This is a genomic window from Janthinobacterium agaricidamnosum, assembly GCF_003667705.1.
In the GTDB taxonomy this organism is placed as follows: domain Bacteria; phylum Pseudomonadota; class Gammaproteobacteria; order Burkholderiales; family Burkholderiaceae_D; genus Janthinobacterium.
The window spans coordinates 4,745,034-4,766,871 of the sequence record NZ_CP033019.1 but is presented as its reverse complement, the minus strand read 5'-3'; the positions used below and the strand labels follow the sequence as shown (position 1 = coordinate 4,766,871).

Genomic DNA, 21,838 nt, shown 5'->3' with positions numbered 1-21,838 from the left:
TGTCAGTTTTCGCCCTGGAACTGGCCGGCGCGATAGGTCAGTACAAGGGTGTCGCGGTGGCCGTGTTCGCCGATGGGCTGGATCGGCGTCGATTCGTGGATCACGGCAGCGTCGTCGAGCAGCAGCAGCGACCATGGCTCGGTCAGGGTAAAGCGCTTGCCGTTGGGGCCCTCCGCTTCGAAGATGCGCGTCTCGCCGCCCTTGACCTGTTCGCGCCCGATCAGCAGCACGGCGACGAAATCGACGCCGTCGCGGTGCGCGCCTTCCGGCGTGGGGCGGCCGATGCCGTCGGTCGTATCGATGCGGAACTGGTGCGCCTCGATGAACCACGGCTGGCGGCCCTTGACCTGCGAGCAGGCGTCGCCCAGTGCGCGAATCAGCTGCTGCCAGGCCGCTTGCGCGACGATGGCCGGGTCGACCGGTTCGAACAGGCGGTGCATGCCGCCGTGCAGGGCGTTGTATTCCACCGGCTGCCAGTGCGGACGGTGCGCCGTCTGCGTCAGACGCTCGCCATCCTGCACGAAGCACGAATGGCGCCGGCGCCGATAGCGGCCGCCATCCTTCAGGTAATTGTCCAGCGCCAGGGTATCCCAGCTTGGTTCCAGCGCGCGCAGCGCGTCCAGCGGGCAGCCGGCCAGCGCGGCCACGTCCTGCGGGCGCAGGACGGCATAGCCGTCATCGCGCAAGGCTTCCTTGACGTGGGACGGGGCGGTAAAGATCGGTGCGGAAGTGCTCATGGCGGTGCAGGCCGCAATGCGGCCTGTCTCAGTTTATCCAGCCTGGCATTCTACGACTTCGCGGCGTTTCCTGTGCAGTGCAACAGGAATTATTCTTGTTTACTTAAAAATTCTTTACCAGGGTCAGATGCAGCGAGCGCGATTCCACCGGATGGAAGTGGATATCGTCCACGGGCTGCGCTTCGCCGGGCAGGCGCGAGGCATAGTAGTAATCGATGGCCGCGTCGCGCCGGTTGGCCAGGTTGTAGCCTTCCACTTCCACGCGCCAGGTCTTGTCGACCTGGTAGGCTATGCGCCCGTTCAAGCCCACGCTGGCGGCGGAGCGCACGCTGTTGTCTTCCACCAGGGGGCGCGGGCCGAAGTAGCGCAGGCGCAAGGAGCCCGACCACGGCCCCGGCGGCGTCACCGTCATGGCCAGCTGGGCCACGCCTTCGATGGCGCCGGGAATGAAGTCGCCCGCCGGGTCGCTGCCGCGCGAGCGTGCGCGCGCATACGCGAGGTCCAGGTCCAGCGACAGCCAGCGGGCCGCCTTGTAGTAGCTGGAAAACTCAATGCCGTAGCGGCGGCTGGGGCGGCCCGCCTGCGTGGCGCCCGCGTCGCCGATGAACAGCAGCTCGGAATCGAAGTCCAGGCGGTACAGCGACAGCGAGGTTTGCAGGCCGGCGATGGCGGCGCTGCGCAAGCCCAGTTCCAGGCCGCGCGAGCGCACCAGGGGCGTGACCTTGCCAGCCGCCTCGCCCGTCTTCGGATCGACCGTGATGGTCGTGCCGCGCGCGTCGTTGCTGTGAAAACCGTTGCCGATGTTGACATACGCTTCCGTGTCGCGCCACGGCCCCGCGATCACGCTCAGGCTGGGGCTGAACAAATGGTCGCTGGCCGTGCCCGAATTGACGGCGCGGTCGCTGCGCACGTCGAAGCGGTAGGCATCCGCGCGCAGGCCGGCCACGGTGCGCAGCGATCGCGACCAGCGCGTGCTGTTTTCGCCATACACGCCGATGCTCGTTTCGACGAGATGGTCTTGCCGCGTGGTCGACAGGATCTGGCGCCGGCGCGTGTGGTACAGGCCATTGTGGATATTGTCGTTCTGTAGCTGCAGGCCGATGGTGGTGTCGCTGCTGCCCCGGTCCGTGTGGCGGTGCCAGGTGTGGCTGGCGTCGAGGCCGGCCGTCACGCGGCGGTCGGGCTGGGCGAACTGGTCGCCGTTGAGCGGATCGTCCATCGCATACGTAAAATTCGAGAACAGGGCCAGGCGGTTGGCGATCACGTACGCGCTGACCCTGGACGACACGTCGTCCGTCGTCTGGTGCCAGGCGCCCGACAGGCTGTAGCGCTGCGCCTTGCCGCCGTCGCTGGCATCGACGGCGTCGAAGCGGCCCAGGCTGCCGTCGCGCACGGCGCGCAGCGGAATCTGGTCGGTGGCGTTCCAGCTGGCGTCATACGCCATGGCCGTGACGTTGAAGCCGTTGTTGGCATAGCCTTCGCTGTAGCGCAGCACGCCATTGCGCTTGCGGTAGCGGTCCGGCTGCGTGAACGGGCCATCGTTATGCTGCGCTTCTAGCGCGTACAGCAGGCTGCCGTCGCCCGCATCGATGGAGTCGGCCAGCAGGGCGCGGCGAAAGCCGTTTTGCCCGATGCCCGCGCTGGCGATGCCTTGCGTCAGGCGGTTCGCGTAGACGACGGACGCCGCACCCGCCGAGGAGAAATCGCCTTGCGCCGCCGAATACGGCCCCTTCTTGTAATCGAGGCGCATGGCCAGTTCGGGGATCAAAAAGTTCAGGTCCGTCCAGCCTTGGCCGTGGCCATGGCTGCGCTGGTTGACAGGCATCTCGTCGACCGTGGTGCGCAAGTCCGTGCCGTGATCGAGGTTGAAGCCGCGCAGGTAGAACTGGTTGGCCTTGCCCTCGCCGCTATGCTGGCTGACGATCAGCCCCGGCACGGCTTCGAGCAATTCGCCGGGCCGGTAGCTGGTGCGCGCGTCGAGCTGCTGTTGCGTGATGCTGCCCGCGTTGGCCGAATTGGCCACGCCCAGCTGGTTCAGGCGCGAACCGTCGACCAGCACGCGCTGGAAGAGGTCGTCGGCGTGGGCGGCGGTGGCGGAAAACAGGGCCGCGAGGAGGAGGGGAAGGGAGCGTGACGTCATGGGTATGCCGGGGATTAGCGGATCGGCCATTCCGAGTTCTGGCGGTCGAAGATCAGCGTCTGGATGCTGCCGCTGTCCTGCACGTTGAGGGTATTGCGCTGGCTGGGCAGGAAGTCGATCAGCAACTGGTTATGAATGCGCGTGGCGGGGGCCAGACGCGTGCGTTCGATCTCCTGGAAGATCACCACGTTGTCGGCATCGACCTTCATCCCGACCCAGTTCAGGCGCAATCGCCTGCCGTCCGGCGCCACGAGATAAAACTGTTTTTCGACATAGCGGCGCAGCGCCGCTTCGCTGTCTTCCTGGCCCAGGTCGAACCGGCGCTGGTACAGATTCGTCAGCAGCGCCTCGACGTCGTGGCCCGTGTAGGTGTGGACCACTTCCGTGCTGCCGCTGGCCGCGTTATAGCTGATGTCGGCGATGCCCATGTGGAAGTTATGGGCGGCGGCCGCCATGCTGATGCAGGCCAGCGTGACGGCCGTCAGCGCACGCCAGCGCTTCATGCCGCGTCGCCCTTGGCCGGGCCATTGCTCTTGCCTTTCAACGGTGGATGAAAATCGCGCATCAGCTTCTCCTTGGGTGATTTTTCGCTCTTGAACAGTTCCACGCGCGAAGGCGTGACCTTGCGCGCAGGAGGCGGTGCGGTAGGTCTTCGGGGGAGCAGAAAGGTATGCGCATGGTCACCCTGACGTTGTTGTAAGGAAATAGTGGCAACTATTCTATACGCAGGGTGGGGCCGTCCTTGTTTCTCTTTGCAATAAAGAAGGCTATGTCACCATCAGATGTGGGAATGCTCCCAGTGTTGCCTTCAATAATGTTTCCGGGGAGCGGATGCGCCCGGCGTCCAGTATCCAGCGCCAGCCCAGGTAATTCGGCAGGTAGCGCGTCGCCACGCCGTGAAAGGGGCGTAGCCATGCCCGCAGGCGGTTGTGATATGCATTGACGTTCTGTACATGCGCGGCGCCCTGCACGCGGATGCCGGCACGCACATTGACGGCCTGGTGGCTGATTCCCGCTTCCTTGGCAAAGGCGCGATAGGCAGCGTGGTCGTCGGTCATCAGCAAGATGTCCTTGTCGATCACGGGTGGCAGGCAGGCATGCAGCTGCGCCTTGGTCAGCGCCCCTTTTCCCGCGACGAAATCGCGGGTTTGTCCCGTGCGGTCGCGCGCCACCAGGATACAGACTTGTTCACTGGAAACGCCGCGCTTGTGGGCATGGCCGCCTCGGCGGCGCGCCGGACGCGTCAGATGCCGCGATCCCTTTTCCGACTCCAGCACATACAGCTCGTCCGCTTCGGCGATGCCATGCAGGCAATGGGGCCGGTCCGTCTTGGCCAGGCTTAAAAACCGGTGGCGCCAGCGAAAGGCGGTGTTGCGGTGCACGCCCAGCTGGCTTGCCGCCTTGCGCACGGAAGCCGATTCGAGCAGGCAGTCGGCGTAGTCGAGCCACAGTGATTTATGGCGCAAGCGCGCCAGCGGCGTGCCAGTGAGTGCATTGAAGGTGCGGCCGCACGGCACGCAACGGTAGCGCTGCAGTCCGTGCGCATGGCCATGCAGGTGAGCATGACTGCTGTTGCAGGCGGGACAGTGTGACCGCTGCCGGGCCACGCTTTCGATCAGTGCCGCGGCAGCGTCCTGCGGTGCGCTTCCTCGCAGCAGAGCGATGCCCGCCAGGCGCTGGCGACGGCTCAGTGCGGCGAACTGGGCGATGAAGGTTTTCCATTCGGCTGGCTGCATGAAATGCTCCCGTTTGTCTGCGATGCACAGTCAGACAGCGGGGATACAGGAAGATTCCTGAACTTCCCCTACTTAACGGGGACAGAGCCATAAAGAAAGGCGGATGATGGACCGGCTTTTGCCGGGCGCCGTCAGGTGGATGCTTTATCTGATTTTGCTCGGGAAAGCAGCGCTTTTACTCACTTTTCATCAGGCTGTCGCGCAACTGGTTCAGTTGTTGTTTCATGTCCACAATCTGTTCCACGCTGCAGTGGCTGGCCGTCAGGATGGCTTCGGGCAGCAGGGCCGCGTCGTGGCGCAGCTGGTCTCCCTGCTGCGTGAGGGAAATGATGACCTGGCGCTCGTCGCTGGCGGCGCGCGTGCGCGTCAGCAGGCCCGATTGCTCCATGCGCTTGAGCAAGGGCGTCAGGGTGGCCGAGTCCAGGAACAGGCGCTCGCCCACTTCCGACACCGTCAGGCCGTCGCGCTCCCACAACACCATCATCACCAGGTACTGCGAATAGGTCAGGCCGAGCTTGCGCAGGAGCTTGCGGTACAGCTTGTTCATTGCAAGCGAGGTCGAGTACAGCGCAAAGCACAGCTGGCCGTCCAGGCGCGGCACCTGGTGCAAGGGGTTGGGGGCGGTGGTGGTATCCATGGGCACAGTATATATAGTGCGCTACTTAGTTGCAAGCGACCCCAATGCCGCCAAAGCCTGCGCGTCGAGCCTGAGCGCGCCGGCGGCGACATTCTCGCGCAGATGCGCAATGGACGAGGTGCCGGGAATGACCAGCATATTCGGCGCGCGCTGCAGCAGCCAGGCCAGCGCCACCTGCATCGGCGTGGCCTGCAGGGCGGCCGCCACCTGGTTCAAGGTATCGGACTGCAGCGGCGAAAAGCCGCCCAGGGGGAAGAAGGGCACGTAGGCGATGCCTTGCGCGGCCAGGGTGTCGATCAGCGCATCGTCCGCGCGGTGTGCCAGATTGTAGTGGTTCTGCACGCAGACGATGGGAGCGATGCGCTGGGCCTCGGCCACCTGACCGGCATCGACATTGGACAGGCCGATATGGCGCACCAGGCCTTCCCGCTGCAGCTGCACCAGTGTGGACAGCGGCTCGGCAAGCGACGAGCCGTCGGGGCCTTCCATGCCCGGCGCGCGCAGGTTGACCACATCGAGCACGTCCAGGCCCAGGTTGCGCAGGTTGTCGTGCACGGCGTCGCGCAGTTGCTGTGACGATGCGGCCGGCAGCCAGGACTGGTCGGCACCGCGCACGAAGCCGATCTTGGTGACGATGGTCAAGCCGTCGCGGTATGGATGCAGCGCTTCGCGGATGATCTGGTTGGTGACGTGGGGGCCGTAAAAGTCCGACGTGTCGATATGGTTGATGCCCAGTTCGACGGCTTCGCGCAGCACGGCAACGGCGGCGGCGCGGTCCTTCGGCGGGCCCCAGACGTGTGGGCCGGCCAGTTGCATGGCGCCGTAGCCGAGGCGGTTGAATGCGATGTCGCAATGGGCGGGCGTGAAGCGGTCGCTGGCGGGGGCATACGTGTGCATGGGAGCTCCTGTGTAGTGGTAAGGGACGGGAGCCGCCATCCTAAGGGCGAATACGCTGTATGATAATCGGGTCAGTCCGGCACAGGCTGTACTTATTTACGCACAATCTCACCCCGTGAAAGCGCTCCTCATGCATGCAGACAACCCTTCCATGGCCGACCTGTCCGCCTTTGCCCTGGTGGCCGGGCACCGGGGTTTTCGCCAGGCCGCGCGCGCCAGCGGGCAGTCGGCGTCGGCGCTGAGCGAAGCGCTGCGGCGGCTGGAGCAGCAACTGGGCATCCGCCTGCTGGAACGCACCACGCGCAGCGTGACGCCGACGGCAGCCGGCGCGCTGTTGCTGACGCGTTTGCGTCCGGCGCTCGAGGAAGTGAGCAGCGCGCTCGACGTGCTGAACGACTTGCGCGACAGTCCGCGCGGCACCTTGCGCCTGAACGTGCCGGTCAACGCGGCGCGCTTCTTTTTGCAGCCCATGGTCGACCAGTTCCTGCGCGCCTATCCGCAGATCAGGGTCGAGCTGGTGGTCGATAATAATTTTGTCGATGTCGTCGCCAGTGGCTGCGACGCCGGCATCCGCTATGGCGAGCGGCTGGAGCAGGACATGATCGCCATCCCGATCGGCCCGCGCACGCAGCGCTTCGCGGTGGCGGGCGCACCGTCCTACCTGGCGCAGCGGGGCGTGCCCGTGCATCCGCGCGAGCTGCTGCAGCACGCCTGCCTGCTGGGAAAATTCCTCAGTGGCGCGATTCCCCCATGGGAGTTCGAACGCGATGGGCAAAAAGTGAGCGTGGAGCCGGACGGCCCCGTGATCGTCACGCCGACGGCGGCCGACTTCGCGGTCAGCATGGCCATCGCCGGCCATGGTCTGGTGTATCTGTTTGAAGAGTGGCTGCAGCCGTATATCGATGCGGGCCAGCTGCAGCCCGTGCTGGAAGACTGGTCGATGCCCTTTCCCGGCCCGTTTTTATACTATGCGGGCCGGCGCCACCTGCCGGCCCCGCTGCGCGCCTTCATCGATTTCGTGCAGGCCAATTTTGCGCAGCTTCCGCCGCTTGCTCAATCCGCAGGATAGCGCTGGCGTAAAAGCTGCAGCATGGCGACGTTCTGCTCCCACGCGTCGCTCACTGGCTGCTGCGTCCAGGGCAGCGTTTGCGTGTACGGCGCGGGGCCGAATTCCGGCGTGAACGTCATGCGCTCGGCGCCGGCCGCGCGGCGCAGCGCGACGATGGCATCCCACCAGGCCAGGTGGGCGTCAAGCGCCGGCTTGGCTTCCGGCGCGCGGAAGTCGGCCACCTGCGGACCCTGCGCATGGCCCACGCGCGCATGCACGTGGCGCACCAGCGGCAGCACTTGCGCCAGCGTGTGCGGCTGGTCTTCCAGCAGCGATTCGCAGGCGCAGCACCAGTGCGACAGGTCGGCCGTCAAGGGCAGGTGCGGATACTGCTGCAGATACGGCAGCAGCAGCATCGGGTGGCCGGAAAAGCGGCTGCGGTGAAGCTCGTGCACGATGGGCACGCCGTGCTTTGCCGAGATGGCGGCAGCCAGGTCGATCAATGCCGCGTTCTGCGCCTGGGTATAGTAATCCTTGCCCGTGTGCGTGTTGACCAGCACGGGGCGCGCCAGGCAGGCGTTTTCTAGCAGTTCCGCCAGGGCGGCGCGGTGCAGTTCGAAGTCGCCGTGGAACACAGTTTCCCACTGCGCGGCGATCAGCTCCAGGCCCGCATCGGCGATGCGCCCCGTCCACTCCTCGCGCAGGGCGGCGTCCAGCGGCAGCGACATCTCGATGCCGTCGAAGCCGGCCGCCAGTACCTTGTCGATGAAGACGTCGGGCGGCAGGTCGTTATTGCCCCAGTGGGCGGCAAAGACGTCGATGCGCATCAGACGAAGCCCCGCACGGGGAACGCCGCGTCGCGCTGTATCCAGTTGTGCGCCGCATATTCGGTCTGGCCGTCGGTGGCGTGCAAGGTGTAGGCGTGGCGCGAGACGGGCGAGCGGTTCGGCGCGCTGTAGTGGGGCAGCAAGCCGTGGAAGCAGACGAGGGCGCCCGCCTTCACTTCCAGTGGCACGGCCGTGCTGTCGTCGGGCCACGGCATGGCATCGAGCTTTTCCACGCGCACCTGGTCGCCGTTGCGGATGAAGCGTTCGCGCAGGGGGCCGCGGTGGCCGCCCGGTTCGGCCCACAGGCAGCCGTTGTCCAGGGTCGCGTCTTCCAGCGCGAACCAGAACGTGGTCACGCTGACCGGCGTGGTCTCGAAATACGTGGCGTCCTGGTGCCAGCGTACTTCGCCGCCGATGCCGGGCTGTTTAAATATATACATCGATTGCCATACCTGCGCATCCGCCAGGCCCAAGTCGCGCGCCACTTCGGCCAGTTTCGGGTCGGCCGAAAAAGCGCGGAAGACGGGGTCCAGGTCGTGCATGGCGTGGCCGATCTTGTTGATCGACAGCGATTTCGCCTGTTTCAGCTGGCCGTCCGCGCCGAACGCCTCTTCCTCGAAGAAGCAGCGGATGGTGTTGTCGGAGGCGAGGAAATAATCGTTGGTGTTCTTCGCCTGGTCGCGCGTGGTGAAGATCGACTGGCTGACGCTGGGATCGAATTCGTTGACAATCTGCTCGGCGCGCGCGCGCAGCGCGGCGATTTCATCCGCGCCCTTGAAATCGGGCAGGATGATGTAGCCGTCGCGTTGGTATTGTTCCTGTTGTTCGATCGTCAGCATGGCGGCGGCTCCGGAGATTGGTAGAAGGCGCCATTGTAGGATGGGGACAGTGCGCAAACAATCGCCCAGTGGTTGACAGATTGTCGCCAAAGCGATGACAATCTTTGATATGGATCAACTAAAAGCGATGGAAATCTTTGTCGAAGTGGCGCGCCAGCGCAGCTTTACGGTGGCCGGGCAGCGCCTGGGGCTGACGCGCGCCATGGTCAGCAAGACCATCATGCAGCTGGAAGAGCGCCTGAACGCGCGCCTGCTGCACCGCTCCACGCGCGAAGTGAGTTTGACGGACGCGGGCCGCGCCTACCTGGCGCCGTGCATGGCCACCGTCAGCCAGGCGCAGGAAGCGGCGCGCATGGTGGCGCACGTGGCGCAGGCGGGAGCGGGGGCGGAGCTGGCCGGGCCGCTGCGCATCCAGGCGCCATCGAGCTTCGGCAGCGCGTGGCTGGCCGATGCCGTCGCCCGTTTCAGCCTGCTGCACCCGCAGGTGCGGGCCGAGCTGTTTGTCGACGATGCGCTGCTCGACCCGATACGCCACGGCTTTGACTTGACCATCCGCGTGGGCGGCATCCCGGACAGCAGCGCGCTGGCCATGCGGCCTTTGGCGCCGTGCCGCGCCGTGCTGTGCGCCAGTCCCGCCTACCTGGCGCAATGGGGCGTGCCGCAGACGCCGCAGGATTTATTGAAGCACCAGTGCCTGCATTTCAGCCATTTGACCGATGGCACGAACTGGCATTTCCAGCGCGGAGACGGGGAACAGCGGGAGGAAGTGAGCGTGCGCGTGCAGGCGGGTTTTACGGCGAATAACGGCCTGGTGCTGCACCAGGCGGCGCAGCGGGGGCTGGGCATCGTCTACAGCACCACGTTTCTCGCCTGGCGCAACCTGCTCGATGGCAGCCTGCTGCCCGTGCTGTCCGGCTGGGACCTGCCCCTGAATCACTTGAGCGCCCTGTATCCGGCCAGCCGCCAGCCTTCGCCCAAGGTGCGCGCGCTGATCGATTTCCTGGTGGCCGAATACCAGCCCGTGCCGCCGTGGGACCGCGAGCTGGCAGCGGCCGGAGTTTTCAGCTGACGGTCAATTGAACGCGACCGGTTCCACCGTCCAGGCGCCATCGGCATACACGCGCTCGTCGTCCAGGTAGACGGCTTCGGTGACGGCGAAGATGTCGACGTGGTAGCGCGCATCCTTGCGCTTGAATTGCGGTTTTGTATACACGCCGTGCTTGGCGCCCAGCGACAGATGGATGCCGCACATGCGTTCATACGTGCCGATGTCGTTGACCAGCTGCTCGCGCGAAAAGGCGCGGTTCATGCCGAAGCCCAGTTCGCGCACCCACACTTCACCTTCATGTGCGCGGATGATCTCGAGCATGGCGGTAAATTCCGGCGTGGCGTGCTCCGTGCCCGTGACTCTGCCCTTGTCGATGATCAGGGTGATCGGCGTATCGGGGCGGTTGACCATGAAGTGCGTGTCGCCGAAGACGAAGATGCGCACGCGCCCGTTCACCGCTTCCAGGTCCTGCGCTTCCGTGAATACTTCGCCCAGGGGGAACTGGCCGCCGATATTGTTCATGCCGCTGTAGTCGCCGATATTGAGCTTGGCCGATTCGAACGGGGACGCGAAGACCAGCTGCTCGCCGCCGCTGTCGACCATGCCGTGGCGGGCGCCGTCGATGCGCGCTTTCAGTGCATGGCCGACGCCGCGGTAATAGGAAGGGTCGTAAGCCAGCGACGCGATGTAGTGCAGCCCCTGTACGCCGGGCATGCGCGACAGATGCACGTGTTCGATCACTTTCAGGCCCCGCTTGAACAGTTCGATGCGGATGCGGAACGCTTCCAGGCGGAAGCTGGTCGACTGGATCAGCACGACGAGGCTGCCGGCCGGCAGTTCGGCAAACGCGGCCAGTACGGCGTCGGGCGTGACCTCGTCGAAATCGATGAAGGTGGCGTCCGGCAAGGCCTGGCGATACGCTTCCGTCAGCACCACGTTGAGCCAGCTGCGCTTGTCGCAGACGATCAGGGACGGTTCGTCCGGGCGGTGGCGGATGGCCATGGCCAGCAGGTCGGCCACGTTTTGCGCGGCCACTTCGGTGGCGGCGGCGCTGATGGCATCGAGCCGGCTGGTGTCATTCTCGGGAAGCGTCATGGTGCGAAGGTGGGGGCGTGAAGTAATCGCAGCATTATAAGGCGATTGCCCCGGCCGTCACCATTCCCCATCCGGCGGAGGACAGGCGGCTGCCGCGCCCCTGATTATCTTGTGTAGTGCTTTCCGGCAATGTATTATTTGAAAAATGGTATGAACCGGTATGACAGGGCATGGCAGCGAGCCTGGAAGCGGTCCGGCGCAGCGGCAAAGGCGCGCATGCGCACGGTGGCATGCTTTCAGTGAAGCAGGGACAACAAGCCAACAGGCGAAGACTAAGAGTGTGATGTGATGAGCATAATCGGACAAGATATTCCCATGGAGCGGCCGGATGCGGATGGCCGTGCTGCCGTGTTCGTTCCCGTCACAGGCGTCAAGGAAGATGTCCTGTTGACCATACGCAAAGGTGCGGCCATCGTCGGCTTTGCCAACCACGACCGCACCATTACCGTGTATTTTGAAAGCAACCGCTTTGACGACCCCGCGCTGGCCAAGTGGGAGCACAAGGCGCGCAAGGCCTACGACCGCCTCGTCGACAATGCGCCCACCGTGTCGAAACTGACCACCAGCCCCGCCAATTTCGAGCAGATCGGCTACATCAATGGCAAGGGCATCACCATCCGCCGCATGGAAAGCCTGCAGCGCTGGCTCGCGTATTCGGATGCGATGGATACGTGTCCGGCGATGGATATCATTCCGCGCACGGTTATTGCCAAGGCCGACGCGGTCAAGGTGTAAGAGCGGCTGATAAAACGCCCAAGGCGTTGTTGCCTGCCTCTCGCCGTACTGACGTACTGTCTTCGAGGCGGCGCCTAGCCCTGAGCATTTTCTCAGCCGCTCTTGGCGCGCTTACGAATGGCTGTACGAAAGGCCACAGTTTGTAGCCTTTCCCTCGGTCCTGGCGTACTGTCTTCGGGGCGGCGCTTGGCCCTGAGCATTTTCTCAGCCGCTCTTGGCGCGCTTACGAATGGCTGTACGAAAGGCCACAGTTTGTAGGCTTTCCCCCGGTCCTGGCGTACTGTCTTCGGGGCGGCGCTTGGCCCTGCATGCTTGCGCGGCCACTGTCGCGTGGGCTTGGAGTCAACAATGTGTCGGATTACGCGGGGCGTTGCCCCGCTAATCCGACCTACGCGACCTACGCCTGACTTCGCTTCTTGCTTCTCGCTCCTTGCTACACCACGATGATATTCGCCTGCGCCTTGAGCGGGCAGGGCAGGGTATCGTCGAAGGTGATTTCGATGGCGCTGGCGACGAACATGCCGCCGATGTGCTGGGCGGCGATTTCGGGCGGCGTGCCCGGCTTGGTCAGGTTGACGTCCTGGGCGAAGACGAAGACTCTCCAGGTGCCGTAGACTTTTTGATCATATTGCAGCAGGGTGCGGTAAGCGCGCTTCAAGTCCAGGCTGCCTGCATAGACGCCGTCGTTGGCACCCGGGTCGAAGCCCAGGCCGTCGTCGGTCAGCGATTCGACGAAATACAGGCCCTGCGGCGCCTGGAACAGCACGAACGCATACAGCTCCGTGCCGCGGAAGACATTGCCGTTGTCGCGCTTGAAACTGGCGCGCAGCCACAACGGTTCGTAGGCTTGCACGACGGCGGGCGTATCCGTTTCCACCGGCCCCGCCACGTGGATGTTGACTTGCGTTTCGGTCACCGCATGCTGGTAGGTGGCGCCCGTGGTGAAACGATCGTACTCCCAGCTGATGTCGGCCGTATAGGGCAGGCCCGCATTCGGCGCTTCCGGCAACACCCATTTCGCCACCACGCGCTCGGCCAGGGTCAGTTCGCCAGCGGCCGGTGGTGTTGCTTCCTGACCACGCCAGAACGGGTCGGCGATATCGGAGCAGGCGACGGCGATGGCGCCCGAAGCGATGGCCGAGGCCACGCCCGCCACCGTGAACTCGGGCTGGCCGGAGCCGGCCCCTTCCAGCGAACAGCAATGCACGTCGGGTTCCGTTTCCTCGAAACTGCCGCCCACGCTGAAGCTGGCCTTGCCGGAGCCGAGCGCGGCGGCAATGATGGCCACCAGCGCGGCGATGATGGCGATGATGATGGCGAGAACCTTCCACCACGGGTCGGAAAACGGCAGCTCGCCATGCGTGCCCGCATAGGCGGGGTTCGGCGTCCAGACGAGGGTCATGCCGGTCGGTACGATGGGGCCCAGGCCGGGCGGGCAGCGGCACTCCTTCCCATCCGTGCCCGTGCTGCCCCAGCGCTTGCCCGGCAGATGGCCCTGCGGCTTGGACAGTTCCAGCGTGCCTTCCTCGACCGTACACGTGTAGGTGTTGGTCGTGCTGTCAAAGCGCGTCTGCGACACGAAGATTTGCTGGATCGAGCGGTGCGGCGTGTAGCCGTCCGCCTTGGCGACAAAGCTGACGAGCCTCTTGCCGGGCGCCGCATGCTGGAAATCGGCATCCCACATGACCAGCATGGCCGCGCCGGCGGGAATGCTGGCAAAGAAAAAGGTGCGCGCCACGGGCACGATGCCGGGGTCGCCCACGCTTTCCAGGTACACCGTGACATTCGTCAGGGCGCTGCCGGACATATTGGTGACGTGGGCGGCAATGCGCAAGCCATAGATGGCATTGTCGAAGATGCCATCGGGCAGCATGATATTGGTGACGGGCTCGATCGCGAACGGCCGCGTCAGCACCTGCAGGGGTGTGTCGCTCATGATGCTTGCTCCTCGGGGCTTTGCTGTTCTTGCGCTTGCTCTTTCTCCAGGTCGGTGACGACATACGTGACGCCGCCCAGCAGCTTGCCATCCTGGGTTTCCAGCACGCGCAGCAGCGCATACTGGCGTGGCGGCAAGGCTTCGGCGCGCACGCTCAGATACACGGCCTGCGCCTGGCCGCGCGGCACTTCCAGCACCAGTGTTTGCTCGCCGGGCGCGTCGCCATTGCAATGGGGCGTACGCGCCAGGCCTGCGACCAGCTGTGCGTCCCTGGCCGGCTGCCATCGCTCAAGCCCGAGGGTGGCCAGCAGGCGCTCCGGCAGCTCGCCGCCATACTCGATCTGCAGTTCCACTTTTTTCGTTTCGCGGGGCAGGGCCGCCACCGCGATGGCCAGCAACTGCGCGCGCCTGGCCGCCAGCACCACGTTGACGTTGCGCTGGGCGATCTGGTCGTGCTGCTTGGGCTGGAAGGGAAAACCGTTGGGCAGCGGGTCGGGCAGCGGGTTGACGTCGCCAGGCCCGTGGGCCACGGCCAGCAGGCATTCGTGGCCGCCATTGACGATGACGGGCACCCACGGTACCAGGCACAGCACTTCCTGCGTGGCGCCGGGCGGCAGGTCGGCAAACGCGGAGCCGATCTGCGTGGCGGCGCCGACGGCGATCTGGCCGGAAGGATCGGCCCAGTAAAAGTCCACGCGCACGCCGTTCGAGGCGCTGTTGCCCGTGTTGTGCACGCGGCCCCACAGGTAATTGCTGGTGCCGGCAATGGGTGCGCCGGGCGGGCCATTCGGATCATTGCCGGGCACGACCCAGATATCGGCGCTGTCCCACCAGGGCTGGCCGTCTTCGATGATCAGGTGGGCTGACATGGCGTTCTCCTTGTCCTTGGCCTGTGCTTGTAGCTTAGGCCGCGGCGGCGGAGGCTTTTTGATTGGTATCAAGGCAAGGGAACACGGGGCCGGTGCGCCGTTGCCTTGGCCGCGTAAGGTAATATTGCGGCAGAACGCAGTGGAATGACTCCAGGAAAAGGTTGGAATGTGCTTGAAACAGTGAATGACGTTTGCATCAACGCCGCCTGCGGCCGGACTTTGCCGCTACGCGTGGCGCATTGTCCGTTTTGCGGCGCGCGCCAGGTGGCGCAAGCGCCTGTTCTGGAGAAGGTAGTGGCGCCGCCGCCGGTGCCGCGCATGCCGCCGCCGGTGCCCGTCGCCCCGCCGATTTCCACGCCGCAACCCGCGCCGCAACCCCCGCCGCAACCCGCCCCTCAGCCAGCTTCCGCTCCCCAGCCGGCCCCGCCGCCGGCTGCCGCACCGGCCAAGGCGCCGCCCGCCAAGCCTGCCGGCAGGGGCTCGGTGCCGCCGCCGCGCCCGCCCGTGCGCTTGCGCACGTGGATCGCGGCGGCCGTGGTGCTGACCGGTATCTGGTTTTATAACAAGCCGGCCGACAAGCCGGCCAGCGTGGCGGAACAGGTCGAGGCCGCCACCGCGCTGGCGGCGCAGTGCGACCTGGATGGGGCGCGCAGCGCGCTGGCCGTGCTGAAAAGCGCCAAGGCGCCCGCCGCGCAGATCAAGCGCTTGCAGGCGAATATCAGCAAGTCCGCCGCTACTTGCGACAGGCAACAGCAGCGGGCGCAGGCGTGGACGGCGTTGCAAGGCAGCGTCCAGCAGGCCCTCGACGCGGGCAAGCCGGAGCTGGCCGCCACGCGCCTGGCCGCCTATGTGAAGCGCTGGGGCGACGATCCCGACACCCTGGAACTCGACGCCAAAGTGAAAGTGGCGCAAGCCAGCGCCCTGCTCGACCTGGCCGACGCCTGCCTGGCCAAGGGCGACCGCGTCTGCCTGGAAAATAGCCTGATCGCCGCCGAGCGCTACAAGCGGCCGGAACTGGCGGCGCGCACGCAGGCGCTGCGCGCGGCCTTGTCGCAATTGCTCGAACGCTCGCTGCTCGATGCATCCCCGGGCCAGTAGCGCCAACAACTAAAACGCCCGCCGCTTCCCCTATCGACGCTTACTCTTGCGGTACCAGCGCCAGCGCGGCGCTGAAGTCGCCCATCGGCTTGCCGCCGTTGGCCACCAGCGCCTTGTCGCGCGTGCTCAAGCCGTCGAGCACGGGCAGGGCGAAGCGGTGCGTGATGGCGCGCAGGATCGAAGCCGAATCGTATTGCGTATGGTCAACTAGTCCCTTTTTCACGTACGGCGAGACGAGGATGGCCGGTACGCGCGTGCCCGGGCCCCAGCGGTCGCCCTTCGGCGGCGCGGCGTGATCATAAAAGCCGCCGTTTTCATCGTAGGTGACGATGACCAGCATGTTCTTCCACTGCGGACTCTTCTTCAGCTGGGCGATGACGCTGGCGATGTGCGCGTCGCCGTCGGCCACGCTGGCGTAGCCAGCATGCTGGTTCAAATTGCCCTGCGGCTTGTAGAAGGTCACGGGCGGCAGCTTGCCGGCGCCCGCGTCGGCCAGGAACTGGCTGTCGAAATCGCGCAGGTGGGCGGCCCGGTAGGCGGGCGCCTTCACGGGATCCATGTTGGCAAAATAGTTAAACGGCTGGTGGTGGAACTGGAAGTTCGGCGGATTCGGGAAGCTGCCGGCGCGCGCGCTGGCTGTGGCCAGGGCCGTCGTGTCCTTCCAGGCGCCCGCATACCAGGCCCAGTCGATATTTTTCCCTGAGAGCAAGTCGCCGATATTCGTCTGCGTCTGCGGCGGCAGCGTGTTGGCCTTGCCCGTGTCCGCATACAGCTTGCTGCTGTCGGCCGATGCCGGGGCGTTGCTGCTGGGCTGGAACGGCGGCTGCATGGTGTTGACGGCGTAGAACATGCCCGTGCCGTCTGCCGGCGTCAGCGCGCCGTCGTTGGCGTAGGCGGGCGCGCCGTTCAGGACCGTGGTCGGCGCCGTGGCGGACGGCGTCAGGCGCACGAAGTTGCCGTTGGCGTCGACATCGATCTTCGCGATCGAGCCCTTGGCCACCGAGGTGTCGGCGTTCGGATACGTGGGCGCGCAGGCGCAGATCAGATACTGGTGCGTGAGGAAGGAGCCGCCAAACGCGCCGATGAACAGATTGTCGGCCAGCGCATATTGTTTGGCGATGTCCCACAGCTGCATCTTGCTGCCGTCGTAATAGCCCATCGACAGGCCGCCCGCGTCGGAATAGGCCGCGAATTTGTCGTTGGCGCCGCCGTTGATCTGCATCTGGTTGTTGTAGAAGCGGTGCACGAGGTCGCGCGTGATCACCGATTGCGGCAGGTACAGGGGGCTGCCGGCATCGTCGATCTGGAACGGCTTGTTCGGCAGGTTGGCCGATTGCGCCTGCGTGATGACGGTGCTCTGGCCGGCCGCCGTCATGCCGCCCCAGGTGGGCGGCAGCACGGGCAGGGTGCTGCCGTCATAGTCTTTCTGCGGCACGTAGGCGGAAGTCGACGTGGGATTGACGCCCGGCACGCCGTTCGCGCCCGGGAACAGGCCGTACAGATTGTCGAAGCCGCGGTTTTCCGCGTAGATGACGACGATGGTCTGGATATTGTTCAGCGCCAGGGCGCCGTTCAGGGCGGCCAGCGCGTCGGCCGGTGCCGCCTGCGCGCTGGCGCTGGCGATCAAGGCCGTCACGCTGGCGTTTTCCGCCTTCAGTTTCGCCAGCTCGTCGCCGCTGGCCTTGTTGAAGTCGGACGCCAGGCCCGCTTCGGACACGCCGATGCGCGCGGCCAGCTTGCTGCTGGCGGCCGCAAAGTCGCCGCCATTGCCGTCCATGACTTGCGCCAGTTCCGTCGACAGGGCGCTGACGAAGGCGCTGTGGCCGGCGGGGGCGCGCAGCAGCAGTTTTTGCGTCACCTTGCTGCCGCTGTCGCCGATGGCTTCATGGCGGATGGCGTCCGTGCCGACGGTCACCAGCACGGCGCCCTGGCCGTCGAGCGTGTAGCTGCCGTCGGCGGCCGTGCGCACGGGAGTCGAAGCGCTGTCGCAGGTCAGCTTGGCGGTGCCGCTTTCCAGGCATACCTGGGCGTTTTCATAGTAGCTGCCGATCACCTGGCCCGTGGTGCTGGGCGTGATCGCATAATTGCTGCCGCAGGCGGCCAGGCCCAGCGACAGCAAGATTGGCAGGGGACGTAAGACAGGGCGAGCGTACGGTTTCATTGTTCATGCCTTCTGGGTGGAAAACGTCGCATGCTAGGCAGGCAATATGTCAGCTGCGTGACATGTCAGCGTCTGTTACATGACGTAATGTACGGACTTGATACATTACGTTTTGCAGGGACTTGTCACGCAGCGGTCACATACCGTTGCTACGCTGCCAGCCCATGATGAAAACGAAGCCCTCACTGCTGCTCGCCTTTGTAGCCGCCTGCCTGCTGGCCGCCTGCCATCCGGCAGCGCAAAAGGAAGCCGCGGCCAAGCCCGCCTATCTGGCGGGCGCCTACGCGCCCACCCTGCCACGCCAGCCTTCCGTGGCCCAGATGACGGCCATGGGCCGCGCCATGTTTTTCGAGCCCAGCCTGTCCGTGTCGGGGAAGATGTCGTGCGCCAGCTGCCACAGTCCCGAGCACGCGTATGGGCCGCCGAACGGGCTGGCGGTGCAGCTGGGCGGCCCGGAACTGAAGGACGCGGGCACGCGCGCGGCGCCCTCGCTGCGCTACCTGCAGACCGCACCCGCATTCACCGAACATTTTCATGACGACGATGGCGACGACAGCGTCGATGCGGGTCCCACGGGCGGGCGCAACTGGGATGGCCGCGCCCAATCCGGCCATGAGTAGGCGCTGGCGCCGTTGCTCTCCCAACGCGAGATGGGCAACCGCGACGCGGCGGCCGTCGTCGCCAAATTGCGCACTGGCCCCCTGGCGGCGCAATTTCGCCAGACGTATGGCGCCGATATCTTCGAGCAGCCGGGCCAGGCCTTGCGCTGGGCGCTGATGTCGCTGGAAGTGTTCCAGGAAAGCCCGCTAGATTTCTATCCGTACACGAGCAAGTACGACGCCGTCTTGCGCAAGCAGGCCGTTTTGAGTCCGCAGGAAGCGCGCGGCCTGGCCCTGTTCAACGATGAGCGCAAGGGCAATTGCGCGTCCTGCCATATCAGCCAGATCACTTCCGGCGGCGCCTTTCCCCAATTTACCGATTACGGCTTGATCAATATCGGCGTACCGCGCAATGGCAAGCTGCCCGTCAATGCGGACCCGGCGTTCTTCGACATGGGCTTGTGCGGCCCGGACCGCACCGACTTGATGGAGCACAAGGAGTACTGCGGCAGCTTCAAGACGCCGTCCCTGCGCAACGTCGCCTTGCGCAAGGTGTTTTTCCACAACGGCAGTTTTGACAGTCTGGAGCAGGTGCTGCGCTTTTACGTGCAGCGCGATACGGCGCCGCAAAAATGGTATCCGGCAGAGCGAAACGGCAAGGTGCGCAAATACGACGATTTGCCGCCGGGGCTGGAAGCGAACGTCAACGTGAAAGCGCCGTTCGACCGGCTGCCGGGCCAGGCGCCGGCCCTGAACGAAGCGGAGATCGCCGACGTGATCGCCTTCCTGCATACCTTGACGGATGGCTATCGGCCGGCCCCCGCGGCACACTGAACGCATGCCAAAAAAATATCAAGATACCATTGCTTACAACTACGCTACAAAAGCCTGTTTTTATGTGCGTTAGCGCACGCTAGAAAATTTTAGGCAGGTGTATATTGCGAACTGATCTGTGTCTTTTGATAACAATGAAAGGGAATACCATGAAAGTAAGCAAAAATTGGATGACCGTGTGCGCCGCCGGCATGATGGTTGTGGCCCTGGCTGCCTGCCAGAAGAAGAGCGATGTCGCCGCCGGTCCTGCGGAACAAGCTGGCCAGAAGATCGATGCGGCCGCTGCCAAGGCTGAAGCCGACATCAAGGCCGCAGCAACCAAAGCTGACGCCGCCGTGAGCCAGGCCGCTTCCGATACGGGCGCCAAGATGGACCAGGTCGCCGCTGACGCCGACAAGAAAATGAGCGAAGCGGCCGATGCCGTCGGCAAGAAAGTGGAAAAAGCCGGTGAAAAGATGCAGGACGCCGCGCACAAGTAATCACCGTCATCACCGCGCCAGGACCAGCTAACGCCGGCCCGGTTCCCGCAGCTGTCGTCAGGTGACGGCAGCTGCGGCGACGCCATCGCCCGCTTGGCCGCCTGGCGTCAACGTCTGCGTTCCAGCCGTCTCCGGTCTGTCCGCCTCGTCCGTCCCCCCCAGTACCACGCTCAAATCGACAAAGCCGTCGCGCCACGCGCGTTCCAGGTCTTGCTCCACCACTTCCAGGGTCGTTCTTTCCACATGATGAAAACCGCGCAAGCCATACGCCCGGTTGCGCCCGTGCGCCTTGGCCAGGTACAGCGCCATGTCGATCAGGTTGACGCTGCGTTCCCACGTGAGCGGCCGTCCCAGCGGCGCCAGCGGATAGGGCGCAAAGCCCACGGACACGTGCACTTCGATGGTCTGGCCCTGGTAGTCGATGCGTTGCGCCGCCATGCCGTTGAGGATGCGCCGCGCGATCTCGTCGAGCCCGTCGCGCGCAACGGCCGGCAGGAAGGCAAGGAATTCCTCGCCGCCCCAGCGCACGATCATGTCCGTTTCGCGCAACACGTCGTGCAGGGTTTCGGCGATCGTCGTCAGCACCAGGTCGCCCGCCGCATGGCCGTAAGCGTCATTGATGTGCTTGAAGTGGTCGACGTCGAGCAGGAACAGCGCGCCCACGACATCGTCGCCGGCATAGGCGGGTTGCGGCTTGCCCGCATGGCTGCGCATGAATTCCTGGAAATGGCGGCGGTTGTACAGGGCCGTCAGCGGGTCGCGCGAACTCTGGCGCTTGAGTTCCTGGTTTTTTACCTTCAGCTGCACGTTCGCATGGCGCACCTTGCGGTACAGCAAGCCAACGATGGCGGACGCCATGGCCAGTACCAGCGCCAGCAGCCACCACACGCGCTGCTGCAGGCGGCGGTTGTCGATTTCGGTGCTCTTCAGCTGATTTTCACGGCTCAGCAGCTCGATCTGGCGTTGTTTCTTTTCCGCCTCATACTTTTCTTGCAGTTCATACACGGCCTTTTGCCGCTGCTTTTCGAACAGCTGGTTGGAAATGCCGCGCTCGCGGTGGTACGCGGTGACGGCGCCGCGCAGGTCGCCCGCCTTTTCCAGCGCCATGCCGTATTCCAGCAGCACGGCCTGCATTTCCGGCTGGTTGGCCGTGCGTTCGTAGTAGGCCAGGCCCGTGGCCACGCTTTGCTTGCCTTCCTGCAGCCGTCCCTGGCCGATCAGCGCCTGGCCGATGTTCAGCCGCGCCGTCGCCTCCACCTGTTCATCGTTGACGAGGTCCGCCGCCGTGATCGCTTCATTTGCATAGCGCAAGGCGCGCGCGTAGTCGCCTTCCTTGAGATAGCTGTCCGACAGGTTGACGAGGGTGACGGCCACCATGCCGCGCGCGCCCAGCTGGCGTTCCAACGCCAGGGCCGCCAGCAGGGCGCGCTGGCCCCGCTGCGGCTGCTGCGCGTCGAGCGCCAGCCCGTATTCCGTATTCTTTGCCTGCGCCATGCGGCCCGGTGACGCCAGTCTCGCGGAGACTGCCAGCAATTCGTCGAGCACTTCGAAGCCCTTGTCGTATTCGCGCATCTGCGTGTACAGCAGGGTGAGGGCATTCAGGGCGGCGGCCAGGCTGGACGGGGATTTGCTCTGGCGCGCCAGGTCGACGGCTGCCTGCAGCTTGGCCAGCGCAAACGGAAAATTGCCTTCCTCGGCCCACGACTGGCCCGCGCTGATGGTCGCTTGCACGCGCACGGGCAAGTCGTCCGTGCCATTGGCAATCTTTTCCGCCTCAAAGGCCAGCAGGTGCGAGGCGCGGCGCTCGTTGCGGGCAAACGTGATGTAGGCCTTGTTGAGTATGCCTTTTGCCAGCGCCACGTCGCTCTTGTTCATGCGGGCGTAGGCAATCAGTTCCTCGGCCAGCTGCATGGCGATGTCGTTCTGCCCCAGGCGCATGCGGGCGTTGCTCAGTTGGGTAAGGAATTCCGCGCGCACGGGCAGGGGAGCGCTGCGCGCCTGCGTTTCGACTTCCTGCAGCCGTTGCAGCGCGCGCGCGGGCACGTAGCGGCCGTCGTCGCGCACGGCGGCAAGATACTGCTCAAGGTCGCTGACCTGGGCGTGTGCGGCAGGCGGCAGCAAGC

The 21,838-nt window shown here is 65.1% G+C and carries 18 protein-coding genes and 1 pseudogene; 6 read left to right on the top strand and 13 right to left on the bottom strand.

What is annotated here, in order from left to right; genetic code table 11:
- Positions 1-2: 2 nt before the first annotated feature.
- The 6 genes from D9M09_RS21535 to D9M09_RS21510 all read right to left on the bottom strand — a co-directional run bounded on the left by D9M09_RS21535 (position 3) and on the right by D9M09_RS21510 (position 6,147).
- Positions 3-737 carry a 2OG-Fe dioxygenase family protein gene (locus D9M09_RS21535; protein ID WP_070223489.1) on the bottom strand — a complete coding sequence of 245 codons (735 nt, stop codon included), beginning with the start codon at positions 735-737 and terminating at the stop codon, positions 3-5.
- 103 nt (positions 738-840) lie between these two features.
- A complete protein-coding gene (locus D9M09_RS21530; protein ID WP_121670333.1) occupies positions 841-2,877 on the bottom strand; it encodes a TonB-dependent receptor in 2,037 nt (678 codons plus the stop codon).
- A gap of 14 nt (positions 2,878-2,891) precedes the next feature.
- Positions 2,892-3,380 carry a DUF6702 family protein gene (locus tag D9M09_RS21525; protein WP_121670332.1) on the bottom strand — a complete coding sequence of 163 codons (489 nt, stop codon included), beginning with the start codon at positions 3,378-3,380 and terminating at the stop codon, positions 2,892-2,894.
- Positions 3,381-3,644: 264 nt separating this feature from the next.
- Positions 3,645-4,613 carry an IS1595 family transposase gene (locus D9M09_RS21520; protein WP_121670331.1) on the bottom strand — a complete coding sequence of 323 codons (969 nt, stop codon included), beginning with the start codon at positions 4,611-4,613 and terminating at the stop codon, positions 3,645-3,647.
- 175 nt (positions 4,614-4,788) lie between these two features.
- Complete coding sequence (locus D9M09_RS21515) at positions 4,789-5,250, bottom strand: MarR family winged helix-turn-helix transcriptional regulator (protein ID WP_070310354.1); 462 nt, start codon at positions 5,248-5,250, stop codon at positions 4,789-4,791.
- A gap of 21 nt (positions 5,251-5,271) precedes the next feature.
- Positions 5,272-6,147 carry an aldo/keto reductase family oxidoreductase gene (locus D9M09_RS21510; protein ID WP_121670330.1) on the bottom strand — a complete coding sequence of 292 codons (876 nt, stop codon included), beginning with the start codon at positions 6,145-6,147 and terminating at the stop codon, positions 5,272-5,274.
- 130 nt (positions 6,148-6,277) lie between these two features.
- Here D9M09_RS21510 and D9M09_RS21505 point away from each other — a divergent pair, with 130 nt between their 5' ends.
- Complete coding sequence (locus D9M09_RS21505; protein WP_205602285.1) at positions 6,278-7,216, top strand: LysR family transcriptional regulator; 939 nt, start codon at positions 6,278-6,280, stop codon at positions 7,214-7,216.
- Here the strand turns inward: D9M09_RS21505 and D9M09_RS21500 are convergent.
- Both D9M09_RS21500 and D9M09_RS21495 read right to left on the bottom strand, forming a co-directional pair.
- Positions 7,201-8,022 carry a sugar phosphate isomerase/epimerase family protein gene (locus D9M09_RS21500; protein ID WP_121670328.1) on the bottom strand — a complete coding sequence of 274 codons (822 nt, stop codon included), beginning with the start codon at positions 8,020-8,022 and terminating at the stop codon, positions 7,201-7,203. The genes D9M09_RS21505 and D9M09_RS21500 overlap by 16 nt on opposite strands.
- Positions 8,022-8,861, bottom strand: a complete 840-nt coding sequence (locus D9M09_RS21495; protein ID WP_121670327.1) for a phytanoyl-CoA dioxygenase family protein — start codon at positions 8,859-8,861, stop codon at positions 8,022-8,024. Before D9M09_RS21495 ends, D9M09_RS21500 begins: the two co-directional genes overlap by 1 nt.
- Positions 8,862-8,970: 109 nt before the next feature.
- Here D9M09_RS21495 and D9M09_RS21490 point away from each other — a divergent pair, with 109 nt between their 5' ends.
- Entirely contained in the window at positions 8,971-9,930 is a 960-nt protein-coding gene (locus D9M09_RS21490) for a LysR family transcriptional regulator (protein ID WP_227742026.1), read from the top strand.
- Between the two features lie 3 nt (positions 9,931-9,933).
- Here D9M09_RS21490 and D9M09_RS21485 read toward each other — a convergent pair whose 3' ends face one another.
- Positions 9,934-11,004 carry a hypothetical protein gene (locus D9M09_RS21485; protein WP_070310366.1) on the bottom strand — a complete coding sequence of 357 codons (1,071 nt, stop codon included), beginning with the start codon at positions 11,002-11,004 and terminating at the stop codon, positions 9,934-9,936.
- Between the two features lie 315 nt (positions 11,005-11,319).
- On the opposite strand from D9M09_RS21485, the gene D9M09_RS21480 reads away from it, so the two are divergent.
- A complete protein-coding gene (locus tag D9M09_RS21480) occupies positions 11,320-11,739 on the top strand; it encodes a hypothetical protein (protein ID WP_083287041.1) in 420 nt (139 codons plus the stop codon).
- Positions 11,740-12,172: 433 nt separating this feature from the next.
- Here D9M09_RS21480 and D9M09_RS21475 read toward each other — a convergent pair whose 3' ends face one another.
- Together D9M09_RS21475 and D9M09_RS21470 are read right to left on the bottom strand one after the other, a co-directional pair.
- Positions 12,173-13,675, bottom strand: a complete 1,503-nt coding sequence (locus D9M09_RS21475; protein ID WP_070310371.1) for a hypothetical protein — start codon at positions 13,673-13,675, stop codon at positions 12,173-12,175.
- Complete coding sequence (locus D9M09_RS21470; RefSeq protein WP_070289178.1) at positions 13,672-14,544, bottom strand: hypothetical protein; 873 nt, start codon at positions 14,542-14,544, stop codon at positions 13,672-13,674. The genes D9M09_RS21475 and D9M09_RS21470 overlap by 4 nt, the downstream gene beginning before the upstream one ends.
- Before the next feature lie 180 nt (positions 14,545-14,724).
- On the opposite strand from D9M09_RS21470, the gene D9M09_RS29400 reads away from it, so the two are divergent.
- Complete coding sequence (locus tag D9M09_RS29400; protein WP_205602284.1) at positions 14,725-15,642, top strand: hypothetical protein; 918 nt, start codon at positions 14,725-14,727, stop codon at positions 15,640-15,642.
- 40 nt (positions 15,643-15,682) lie between these two features.
- Here D9M09_RS29400 and acpA read toward each other — a convergent pair whose 3' ends face one another.
- Positions 15,683-17,803: an acid phosphatase gene (acpA, locus tag D9M09_RS21460; protein WP_121670326.1), complete on the bottom strand. Its 2,121-nt coding sequence runs from the start codon at positions 17,801-17,803 to the stop codon at positions 15,683-15,685.
- 164 nt (positions 17,804-17,967) lie between these two features.
- Between acpA and D9M09_RS21455 the strand changes: the two are divergent.
- Together D9M09_RS21455 and D9M09_RS21450 are read left to right on the top strand one after the other, a co-directional pair.
- Positions 17,968-19,236, top strand: a pseudogene (locus D9M09_RS21455) (cytochrome-c peroxidase).
- Between the two features lie 149 nt (positions 19,237-19,385).
- Positions 19,386-19,715, top strand: coding sequence for a hypothetical protein (locus D9M09_RS21450; RefSeq protein WP_070312834.1), 330 nt, complete (start codon positions 19,386-19,388; stop codon positions 19,713-19,715).
- 57 nt (positions 19,716-19,772) lie between these two features.
- On the opposite strand, the gene D9M09_RS21445 is transcribed toward D9M09_RS21450, so the two are convergent.
- A complete protein-coding gene (locus D9M09_RS21445; protein ID WP_121671189.1) occupies positions 19,773-21,626 on the bottom strand; it encodes a sensor domain-containing diguanylate cyclase in 1,854 nt (617 codons plus the stop codon).
- Positions 21,627-21,838 lie beyond the last annotated feature (212 nt).